Source organism: Frankia tisae (assembly GCF_025403405.1).
Lineage (GTDB): Bacteria > Actinomycetota > Actinomycetes > Frankiales > Frankiaceae > Frankia > Frankia tisai.
In genome coordinates this window covers 1-580 of the sequence record NZ_JANEZT010000782.1, presented here as the reverse complement: position 1 = coordinate 580, position 580 = coordinate 1, and the positions used below count along the sequence as shown (strand labels likewise).

The 580-nt window shown below is 74.7% G+C and carries 1 protein-coding gene; it reads right to left on the bottom strand.

Features of this window, described 5'->3' with window-relative positions; translation table 11 throughout:
• On the bottom strand, nucleotides 1–580 hold a 580-nt coding region (locus tag NBZ85_RS31665), incomplete at both ends, for a lytic transglycosylase domain-containing protein (protein WP_261563485.1).

Sequence of the window (580 nt, the reverse complement as noted above, 5' to 3'; positions counted from 1 at the left end):
GGCGGGGGCAGGTGGCGAGGCCGCTGTCGGGCGAGGCGTGCCGGTTGCTGCGGACGCCGGGGCGTAGCCGGCGGTGGTGTAGCCGGCGGTCCAGGCGAGGACGGCGTGCACGTAGCTGGCGGAGGGGTTGTAGCTGAAGATCGCGGTGCGCAGCTGCGCGGGGACGGCCAGGTCGCGGTGGGAACGGCAGAGATAGCCGGCGGCGGCGAGCGTGGCATCGTCGATGTTGTGGGGGTCGGCGCGCTGGTCGCCGGAGTTGTCGCGGCCAGCCGTGTGCCAGGTGGTGGGGATGAACTGCATGGGGCCGACGGCACGGTCGTAGGTGGTGTCGTGGTCGAGGGCGCCGCGGTCGGTGTCGCGCACGAGGGCGTGGCCGTGGCGGCCGTTCAGCGGCGGGCCGAGGATGGGCAGGGTGATCGTGCCGTCGGGGGTGATGGGGCGGCCGACGGCGTGGCCGGACTCGATTCTGCCGATGCCGGCGAGAAGCTGCCAGGGCAGGTGACAGCCGGGATGCTCGGTGGCGGTGCGGGTCGCGGCCTTGCGGTACGCGGCCAGGACGCGGGCGGGGATGGCCCGGTCG